General features: G+C 69.9%; 13 protein-coding genes. All 13 read right to left on the bottom strand.

Annotation, left to right across the window (positions count from 1 at the left end):
• Positions 1-130 precede the first annotated feature (130 nt).
• The 13 genes from AB0D10_RS03750 to AB0D10_RS03690 all read right to left on the bottom strand — a co-directional run bounded on the left by AB0D10_RS03750 (position 131) and on the right by AB0D10_RS03690 (position 6,775).
• Positions 131-607, bottom strand: a complete 477-nt coding sequence (locus tag AB0D10_RS03750) for a single-stranded DNA-binding protein (RefSeq protein ID WP_360250611.1) — start codon at positions 605-607, stop codon at positions 131-133.
• A 156-nt stretch (positions 608-763) separates the two neighbouring features.
• Positions 764-1,036: a WhiB family transcriptional regulator gene (locus AB0D10_RS03745; protein ID WP_360250608.1), complete on the bottom strand. Its 273-nt coding sequence runs from the start codon at positions 1,034-1,036 to the stop codon at positions 764-766.
• On the bottom strand, positions 1,033-1,644 hold the full coding sequence (locus AB0D10_RS03740; protein WP_360250605.1) for a hypothetical protein: 612 nt from the start codon (positions 1,642-1,644) through the stop codon (positions 1,033-1,035). The genes AB0D10_RS03745 and AB0D10_RS03740 overlap by 4 nt, the downstream gene beginning before the upstream one ends.
• Positions 1,637-1,825 carry a hypothetical protein gene (locus AB0D10_RS03735; RefSeq protein WP_360250602.1) on the bottom strand — a complete coding sequence of 63 codons (189 nt, stop codon included), beginning with the start codon at positions 1,823-1,825 and terminating at the stop codon, positions 1,637-1,639. The genes AB0D10_RS03740 and AB0D10_RS03735 overlap by 8 nt, the downstream gene beginning before the upstream one ends.
• Positions 1,822-2,262 carry a hypothetical protein gene (locus tag AB0D10_RS03730; protein ID WP_360250599.1) on the bottom strand — a complete coding sequence of 147 codons (441 nt, stop codon included), beginning with the start codon at positions 2,260-2,262 and terminating at the stop codon, positions 1,822-1,824. Before AB0D10_RS03730 ends, AB0D10_RS03735 begins: the two co-directional genes overlap by 4 nt.
• Complete coding sequence (locus AB0D10_RS03725) at positions 2,252-2,518, bottom strand: hypothetical protein (protein WP_360250596.1); 267 nt, start codon at positions 2,516-2,518, stop codon at positions 2,252-2,254. The genes AB0D10_RS03730 and AB0D10_RS03725 overlap by 11 nt, the downstream gene beginning before the upstream one ends.
• A complete protein-coding gene (locus AB0D10_RS03720) occupies positions 2,515-3,363 on the bottom strand; it encodes an exonuclease domain-containing protein (protein ID WP_360250593.1) in 849 nt (282 codons plus the stop codon). Before AB0D10_RS03720 ends, AB0D10_RS03725 begins: the two co-directional genes overlap by 4 nt.
• 82 nt (positions 3,364-3,445) lie before the next feature.
• Positions 3,446-4,033: a phiSA1p31-related protein gene (locus tag AB0D10_RS03715; protein ID WP_360250591.1), complete on the bottom strand. Its 588-nt coding sequence runs from the start codon at positions 4,031-4,033 to the stop codon at positions 3,446-3,448.
• Positions 4,030-4,929 carry a hypothetical protein gene (locus AB0D10_RS03710; RefSeq protein WP_360250588.1) on the bottom strand — a complete coding sequence of 300 codons (900 nt, stop codon included), beginning with the start codon at positions 4,927-4,929 and terminating at the stop codon, positions 4,030-4,032. The genes AB0D10_RS03715 and AB0D10_RS03710 overlap by 4 nt, the downstream gene beginning before the upstream one ends.
• A gap of 31 nt (positions 4,930-4,960) precedes the next feature.
• A complete protein-coding gene (locus tag AB0D10_RS03705; protein WP_360250585.1) occupies positions 4,961-5,845 on the bottom strand; it encodes a PD-(D/E)XK nuclease-like domain-containing protein in 885 nt (294 codons plus the stop codon).
• Positions 5,842-6,285, bottom strand: coding sequence for a hypothetical protein (locus AB0D10_RS03700; protein ID WP_360250582.1), 444 nt, complete (start codon positions 6,283-6,285; stop codon positions 5,842-5,844). The genes AB0D10_RS03705 and AB0D10_RS03700 overlap by 4 nt, the downstream gene beginning before the upstream one ends.
• Positions 6,285-6,491: a hypothetical protein gene (locus AB0D10_RS03695; RefSeq protein ID WP_360250579.1), complete on the bottom strand. Its 207-nt coding sequence runs from the start codon at positions 6,489-6,491 to the stop codon at positions 6,285-6,287. The genes AB0D10_RS03700 and AB0D10_RS03695 overlap by 1 nt, the downstream gene beginning before the upstream one ends.
• A complete protein-coding gene (locus AB0D10_RS03690) occupies positions 6,491-6,775 on the bottom strand; it encodes a hypothetical protein (protein ID WP_360250576.1) in 285 nt (94 codons plus the stop codon). Before AB0D10_RS03690 ends, AB0D10_RS03695 begins: the two co-directional genes overlap by 1 nt.
• Between the last annotated feature and the right edge of the window lie 32 nt (positions 6,776-6,807).

Here is a 6,807-nt window from a genome sequence, read left to right as displayed (position 1 = left end):
GCCGGGTCAGCGTCCTGTGGGCACTCTTGCGCGACAACCGGGTCTTCACCCCCGATCCGGTCGCGCAGACGGCTTGACTCAGTCATTGAGACTCCTGGGGACGTTGGATTGGCTCGCGGTGGGAGCGGGATCAGAAGGGAGGCTCGGCCTGGCCCTGGGGCGCGCCCCAACCGCCCTGCGTAGCTCGCTCCGACTGGCCCCACGGGTCCTTACTCCGGCCCGCCTGCTGCGGCCCGCCCTGTGTGCGGTTGGCCCTGGTGACCTTCGCTGTTGCGTTCCTCAGCGACGGGCCGACCTCGTCGACCTCGACCTCGAAGACGGTCCGCTTCTGGCCGTCCTTCTCGTACGAGCGCTGCCCGAGTCGGCCTTGCACGATGACGCGCATGCCGCGCTGCAGGGACTCGGCCACGTTCTCCGCCGGTTGCCGCCAGACGTTGCACGTGAGGAAGAGGCTCTCGCCGTCCTTCCACTCGTTCGTCTGACGGTCGAAGGTGCGGGGGGTGGACGCGATGCGGAACTTCGCGACGGCAACACCGGACGGGGTGAAGCGCAGCTCGGGGTCGTCGACGAGATTGCCGACGAGAGTGATCTGGGTGTCTCCGGCCATGGCTGTCCTTCGTGTCGGTACTGGGGGCCTGCTCGGCGCAGACCTTGTGAGAGGGGCGGCGTTCCTCGTCGCGTAGGTAGGTGAGTTCGCCGCAGTGTCTGCACGGTCTGAACTGGGCCGCCCGGTGGGAACGGTCGCCCCAGTCCAGGACCGCGGTCATGCTGCCGTTGCGAGGCGGCGTTTCCTGCTGAGACGGACTCGCTCGCTTGGGGTGTGTCCGCCGCAGATGCCGTGCCGGTTCTTGGCGTCCTTCTGGCCTTCCCTGTCGAGGGCGTCCTGCAGGCAGGCGTCGGCGACGGGGCGGCGGCCGCAGACTCTGCGGGCCTCCTCGACCTGGTCCTTGCCCTCGGGGCTGGAGTACGAGGTCGGGTAGAACAGGTCGCCGTCGACGTTCTCGACGTGGCAGGTCGCGAACTCCTCCCAGTTCATCGGTGGCCCCCGATGTGGCCTCGGACCCCTTCGGGCCACACGGCCTTGGTCAACGCGGCCCTGTTCGCGGTCGGCATCACGGCGATCGGGTGATCGAGGTAGTCCCGGCCCGCGGCCATCAGGACGACGGCGTCGGCCTGGTTGTCGTCCCCACCGGTAGACCAAGCCGGCCAGCGTCGCGCGACGGCATCCACCACAGCCGACTTGGTGGCCGCGCCCTTGCCGGTGGCGTACAGCATGCGCTGCCGCGGATCCATGAGGGCCACGGGGATCTCGGAGTCCGTGAGGTACTCGTAGAGCCGCCACCAAAGCCAGCCGCGCTCGTGGCTGCCTCCGCCGGTGCGGGACAGGGCGGGGGTTTCCATGACGACGAGGTCGGGGCGTCCGAGGTTGAGCAGGACGGCCGCGGAGACCTTGCGCATCGCGGTGATGCGCTCGTGGTGGGGGAGTTTGGTGATCGGGTTCTTCTTGTCGGTGTGGCCGACGGTTTCGCACCAGCCGAGGGATGAGGCGATGCCGGTGGCGGTGAGGCTGGTGTCGAGGCCGATGACGGTCGGTCCGTGGGTGAGGGTGCCTCCCGGAGGCGGGAGGAGGGCGGTGTCAGTCACGGGTGCTCCATGCGGTGAGGGCGTAGGCGATGAGGGCGAGGGCGGTGCCGGCCAGGAGGGCCAGTGCGAGCGCGTATCGGGTGAGCACGGGCCGTTTCTGGTCGAGGTGGTGGTAGGCCTGGACGGTGCTGACGCCGGTGTGGGTGCACCAGAGGAGGGCCAGGCAGAATGCGGCGGTCACGCGGCGATCTGGGCTGCCGGTGCGGCGGACGTTCGGTAGTGCTGCTCGTTGGCGGCCTGGAGGGCGTGCAGCCGGTCTTCGAGGGCGATCTGCCGTTCGGCGAAGTCCCGGCGGGCGGCCCGCAGCTCGCGGTTCAGGCGCTGGATCTCGGTCCGGTAGCGGGCGCAGGCCCGGAGCGCTCGGCCGAGACGCGCGGCGTGGCCGATGGCGGCCTCGGCCCAGTCCTCCGCCCGGAAGATCAGAGTGGCGTTCTCAATCCGCGCAGCCGCGAGCTTCTTCTCGGCGGCGATGATGTCGTCGGCGAACCGCTCCGACCTGCGGAAGCTCACCGCCTCCTCGTTGCGGCTCGCGCCGAGGGCCATGTTGAGCTGCGCCACGCGGCTCTCCAGCCAGGCGATGCGCTCGTCCTTCTCGGCTAGGCGGCGTCTACCGAACATCGTGTCCTCCGGTCTGGGTGGTGGAGCTGGTGGCGACATCGGCCGGGATCAACCCGAGGCCGACGACGATTCCGATGGCGTGCGCGGCGTTGCGGGCCCCGAGCCGCTCGAAGAGGTCCCGGCTGATCAGGCGGGCCGCGTACACGGTGATGCCCATCTCGCGGGCGATCTGCGGGAAGTCGTGGCCGCGGGCGATGTGCGTCACCAGGTCGGCCTCGACGTTGGTGAGCTCGGTGATCTCAGTGCGCGTGGTCACGCCGCCACCGCCAGGGGCATGGGTCGCAGCGGCCACGACCCGTCCACGACCGCCGCGGGGTCCCGCTTTTCGCCCGCCTTGTCCGAGCGGAGCCACGACTGCAGCGACGCGGCGTCCCGGGCTGCCCAGCCGACCTGCCGCCGGTGCAGCTCGTCGATGTCGCACGCGGGGTCGTCGAACCGGTCGTACGGGCCGCGCCGGTTCCGCAACGCCCCCACCCAGGCGGGGCGTTCGGCGGTCGGCTTGTGCGCGATGACGCCCATGACCCACGCGGCCTGCGCCGCCTTGTGGGCGTCGTACTCGGCGCCATGGGCCTGCTCCTCGTCCCAGGCCAGCACGTTGCCTTGCCCGTATGTCTCCACGGTCGTGCGCAGCTGATACGGGCCCTGCGTCGCGGAGACGCGGCGACGGTACGGGGCGGCGTGCCGGTCGAGCGTCATCGTGTCGATGACTCGGGTCAGCGGGCCGGTGATCTCCTCCAGCCCGGCGCCGTGGTGACGGCGCGTCTCTCGGTCGAGGAGTGTGAGGTCGTAGCTGCCGATGTTGTGGCCGACGAGCGGGATGCCGACACCAACAGCCTCGGCAACGGCCTGCGCGATCTCGGCGACGGCCCGGTCGGCCGGCATGCCGTGCTCGGCGAGGTACTCGTCGGTGAGTCCGTGGACGGCGATCGCTTCGGGTTCCTGGGCGACTCCGGGGTTGACCAGCCAGGTGCGGTGCTCGGTCGGCATGCCGCCGCCGAGGTGGATCAGCGCGCAGGACACGATGCGCGCCGTGTCGGGGGTCTTGTCGCTGGCCTCGAAGTCGAGCGCGGCCATGCGGTTGAGGTGCCACGGGTTGTGCATTCTGTTCCTCCTGCCAGGGCTGGGGGATGATGGGTGGTGCGGGACCGCGCCTGTTACGAGCGGGCGCGGTCCCGCCAGCCGGTTAGAACGGGGGGTCTTCGGGCTCAACAACGGGCGCCATCGGGGGCGCGGCAGCCGTGTTGATCGGCCCGTACTCGCGGATCAGCTCGGACAGAACCATCGCGTCGCCGTTCGGCTCGTCCCGGCGCATGATGGGGCCACCCACGTCGGACCAGCCGCCAGTGTGCTCCCACCGCTTGCCGTTGCGGTCGAGCCACTGCTTCATCAGGTCGTAGCGCTTGCCGAACATGTCGCACAGCCGCGGCCCGTGACCAGTCCGCTCGGAGCGTTCGTCGACCAGCCGGTCGATCTCGACGCCGGCGCCATCGAGGTCGCGCATGAATTCCCCAGAGGCCTGGCGCAGTTCGGGCTGCCAATGGGTTGCCAGCTTCACTGCGTGCTCGACGACGACGCTGAGCAACCTGTGCAGCTGCTCCTGCGCGTCGACCTGCTGCTGTGGCAGGTGCGCCAGCGTGGCGTGCGCCTGGGCCATTGAGGCGAGGATCGCAGCGGTCTCCGGGTCAGCGAACCGGGCACCCGACTGGTCGCTGGCCCGGTACGACGCCTGCGACAGCAGCCGGGAAGCCTCCTTAGCGTGATCGATAGTCACGACGCACCGCCTGTCAGGTGCGCGTGGAAGGCCCGGAGGGTTTCGAGGGGCGCCAGGGCGGCCGGGACTCCCATGGAGCCGTTCAGGAACTCACGCTCCGTCTGCTCCGGCGACCAGCCGTGCTTGTCGTCGGCAGCGTCGAGGATGTCGTCCCACAGCTTCGCGGCCTCGTCGTACACCTCGCCGTCAACCGGGTCGGTGTCGCCGGTTGCCTCGGCGTCAGTGCCATCCGCGGGCGCAATCTCCTGCGGGGCCGGCCCGCGACGCGACAGGATCTCCGCTGCCGTCACCGGCGCGCCTGCCTGCACCGCCGTGATCTGCAGCTGTGAGTCCCGCAGCTCTTCCACGGTGTAAGGAACGCCGTGAAGGGCGTCGGATGCGACCAGCCGACAGATTTCGCCCGTCGCGCGGGCAACCAGCATGTTCGTCGGCTGCGACTTGTAGTTCGAGTTCTTCGCCACGAACCCGGCCAGCTGAGCCCGGGCAATCGTCCACACGACCTCCTGCCACGCCTCCGAGCCGTTTCGGCGACCGCGCATCCGGCACACCGTGTCGGACGACTCGACCAGCTCGATCTCGTGGCCACGGGACTGCAGGAGTGCCCGCATGGCGTGGGCCCGAAGGCCCGGTGTCCCATGGATGACATCCATGGACTTCAGCGCGGCCATGGGCGGCAGGCCGAGCTCGTTGCCCGCCAGTAGGCAGGCGGTGATGTCGCCGACCTTGCCGCGCATCGTCGAGGGGATGAACGACGTCGTCGACAGGCGGTCGGCGAGCTGGTAGGCGAGGTCTGCCTCGTGGGCCCAGTCGGCGATGGACTTCCCGGGGACCGCGGCGGCCGTCGGCTGGACGGCGACGGCAGCGGGCCGGGGTTCGGGGATGGCGAGGTCAGTCATGGAACGAGTCCTCTGAGGGTCTTGGGGGCGGTCACGAGCGGTACCCGCGTTCGTGCAGGGCTTGCAGCCACTCCGGGGCGGAAGCCATTGAGACCTCGTGTCCGTAGCCGGGCCAGATGCCCGTTGCGGTGCACTCGGCGTAGATCTCGCGGGCCCGCTTGTTGCGGTCGGCGGCCATCAGTAGCCACGGCGTGGCGAGCTCGATGACGTTCACCAGGTAGGGGGGCTGCTTCTCTTGGACCACGAACACGAAGCTGACGTCGTCTGCGAGTTCGAGTTGCAGGACGGCGTCCATGTAGAAGTCGGCCTGCTGGTCGTAGCGGAAGTCGAGGACGGACCTCTCGAACTTCGCCGTTGAGGCGTCGTTCGCGGTCTTCAGGTCCGGCAGGAGTAGCCGGCCGCCCCGGGCGTTGTCGAGCCAGTCCAGACGGGCCCGGCACGGGACTCCGGTGACCTTGTCCGTCCAGAAGAGCGACTGCTCGGGCTTGCCGAAGTCCGGGTCGAACAGGGCCGCGGCCAGGGGGTGACGACGCAGGGCCGCGGCCATTGCGTGAACCTGCTCCCACTCGTCCCGTTTCAGCGGCACCGCCCCGGCCTCGCGGGCTTCGGCAACCTCGGCCTTGGCTTGCTTGGTGTTCCACACCAGGTGGTCGACGAGAACCAGGTCGGGGCCGTCCCCGAGAATCAGGCGGTGCGCGGCAGTGCCGATGTCGAACGCCTTCTTCGGCGGATCGGGGTGGTCGAGCTCGTACTTGAACTTCGCCGGCGTCGAGTTGAGGATCTTCCGGGCGCCGGTTGAAGACAGCGAGCTGCGGTCGGCGTGGTAGGCCTCGGCGGTGATGTCGTAGACGCCAGGTCTGGTGACGATGGGCCCGCCGGCCGGGGTCTGAGCCCCGGCCTGCACGGTGGTCGTCACGCCGCCCCCTTGCGCTGCTGAGGAACGTGACTCCCCGTCGCGATCAGCAACTTCGCCGCGAGATCCTCGGCACCGACGTTCGACAGCAGCATGTTCGCGCCGCCCAGCCGGTCCAGCAGGATCTGCACCAGCTCGTCACGCTCCGGGCCCGAGACCGCGTACAGGTCCGCCAACTCCTGACCGACCCCCTCCGAATCCTCGGAAGCCTCGGCCGCGAGCGACACGATCAGCGCGGACACCAGCGGCGTCACGTCCAGCTCCACACCCAGCTGCCGGCGCCGCACCCACACCGGGAACGCGGCGTTGATCCGGTCCGCCGCCCGGGCCAGGAGGCCCTCACGGTCGAGCAGGGCCGTGACGTTGCGGGCGAGCGGGGCGCCGTAGCACTCGGCCAGCAGGCGGGCCGCGCGCCGAGCCACGGGATTCGAGAAATCGGCCATCACAGAGCACCGCCGATCAGATCGTTGTGCACGGTCACCCACAGAGCGGCCGTGTCGGTGTCCCACTCGGTGGGGTCACCGTGGGCGTCCAGGTACCGGCCCATCAGGGCCTCCTCGCCGGGCGTCAGCCCGCACGTCGGCAGCTCCGCCGCGTGCTCGGCCATCCGCCGGACCGCCGCCGCCTGCTCCTCCGTGTAGACGCTCATCACGCCGCCTCCTCGACACCCAGCAGCTGCTCCAGGCCCTGCACGTGCAGGCGGGCGACGTACAGCTCGTGCATGAGGCCCTCGATCGTGGCCTGCATCGAGCCGATCAGGTGCGCGGCCTCGATCGAGTTCGTGAATCGGCCCGGACGGGCCGTCAGCGCCTCCAAGCGGTCCACCACGGACTGGGCGGAGACGATCAGCGAGCCCTCCAGCAGGCCGGCCTCCAGCGCCTGCTGCAGCGACATCACCTGAGGGGGTTGGACGTTGGTAGGCTGTGTGGTCACGGCCTGCCTCCTCGTTGCTCGTTGTGGGTGGG

The organism is Kitasatospora sp. NPDC048545 (genome assembly GCF_040651155.1).
Classification (GTDB): domain Bacteria; phylum Actinomycetota; class Actinomycetes; order Streptomycetales; family Streptomycetaceae; genus Kitasatospora.
This window is presented reverse-complemented; position numbering and strand designations above follow the sequence as displayed.